The 1,451-nt window shown below is 71.2% G+C and carries 3 protein-coding genes; 2 read left to right on the top strand and 1 reads right to left on the bottom strand.

What is annotated here, in order from left to right; genetic code table 11:
- The coding region (locus HGA02_RS19175) for a hypothetical protein (protein WP_168680967.1) at positions 1-335 on the top strand (335 nt) is incomplete at its 5' end.
- 1 nt (position 336) lies between these two features.
- Here the strand turns inward: HGA02_RS19175 and ppk2 are convergent.
- Positions 337-1,185 (bottom strand): polyphosphate kinase 2, encoded by an 849-nt coding sequence (gene ppk2 / locus HGA02_RS19170; protein ID WP_168680965.1) that lies wholly within the window; start codon positions 1,183-1,185, stop codon positions 337-339.
- 110 nt (positions 1,186-1,295) lie between these two features.
- On the opposite strand from ppk2, the gene HGA02_RS19165 reads away from it, so the two are divergent.
- The coding region (locus HGA02_RS19165) for an excisionase family DNA-binding protein (protein ID WP_168680963.1) at positions 1,296-1,451 on the top strand (156 nt) is incomplete at its 3' end.

Below are 1,451 nucleotides of genomic sequence, written 5' to 3'. Positions count from 1 at the left end.
GGGTCCCGGCGAACCCCGCGCCCTGGGGCGGCGCGCCGAACGGGGCCGGTGCGCCGTGGGGCGCGCCCGTCGACACGTCCAACACGTTCGCGACGTGGGCGCTGGTCGCCGGGGTCGCCGTGTTCGTGGTCCTCCTGTTCACGCCCTACGTCGTCGCGTCGGGCCTGGCGATCTGGCTCGGCGCCAAGGGCGTGGCGCGGGCGCGCGCGATCCGGCGGGACGGGCACCCGACGGCGGTGGGCATGGCGCGGTCGGTCGTCGGGCTGTGCCTGTCGGTCGGCGGGGCGCTGCTCTACCTGCTGTCGCTCGGGCTGGAGATCTCGCTCGGGATGTGACTCAGAGGTTCTTCTCGGGGTCGCCCTGGAGCTGCGCGACGTGGTCCGGGACGTACGTCGAGAGCTCGCGCGGGGGCCGCTGGTAGCCGTTCGACGCGGCCGGGCGGTCGGGCAGGTGCACCTCCTCGTGCGGCACGTCCGTGTACGGGATGGTCGACAGCAGGTGGGCCATCATGTTGAGCCGCGCGTGCTTCTTGATGTCCGACTCGACGATGTACCAGGGGCTCGCGGGGACGTCGGTGTGCACGAGCATCTCGTCCTTGGCGCGCGAGTACTCCTCCCACCGGCTGATCGACTCGAGGTCCATCGGGCTCAGCTTCCACTGCCGGACCGGGTCGTTCAGCCGTGACTTGAACCGTCGCAGCTGCTCGTGGTCGGACACCGAGAACCAGTACTTGCGCAGCAGGATCCCGTCCTCGACGAGCATCTGCTCGAAGATCGGCGTCTGCCGCATGAACCGCGAGTACTCCTGCGGCGTGCAGAAGCCCATGACCTTCTCGACGCCCGCGCGGTTGTACCAGGAGCGGTCGAACAGCACGATCTCGCCCGCCGCGGGCAGGTGGGTAACGTACCGCTGGTAGTACCACTGCCCCTTCTCGCGCTCGGTGGGCGTCGGCAGGGCCGCGATGCGCGCGACGCGGGGGGACAGGTACTCGGTGATCCGCTTGATGGTGCCGCCCTTGCCGGCCGCGTCGCGTCCCTCGAAGATCACGACCACGCGTGCCCCGGTGTGCCGCACCCACTGCTGGACCTTGACGAGCTCGGCCTGGAGGCGGAACAGCTCGGCCTCGTAGACGTCGTTCGAGATCTTCCCGTCGTGGCGCCCCGCGCCCTTGCCCTTCTTCGCCATGACCGGACGTTACTGCTGGTCGCGGCTCCGCGCGGCTCGATCGCCCGACCTCCGCTCCTGCGGAACGTTCGCGCCGCTGGAGCCGCAGATGCGGACTAGGATCGCTGCTCGTGACGCGTTTCCGGATCAGCGAGGCCGCCGAGCTGCTCGGCGTGAGCGACGACACCGTCCGCCGGTGGGTCGACGCGGGGGTGCTCGACGCCGCGCCCGACGACGCCGGCCGGGCGACCGTCGACGGCGCCGCGCTGGCCGTCGTCGCCGTCGAG

It is taken from the genome of Cellulomonas septica, assembly GCF_012396155.1.
Lineage (GTDB): Bacteria > Actinomycetota > Actinomycetes > Actinomycetales > Cellulomonadaceae > Cellulomonas > Cellulomonas septica.
This window is presented reverse-complemented; position numbering and strand designations above follow the sequence as displayed.

Bases quoted from the DNA above. Each gene is read 5' to 3' on its own strand.
- ppk2 (WP_168680965.1), bottom strand. From the start codon at position 1,185: ATGGCGAAGAAGGGCAAGGGCGCGGGGCGCCACGACGGGAAGATCTCG.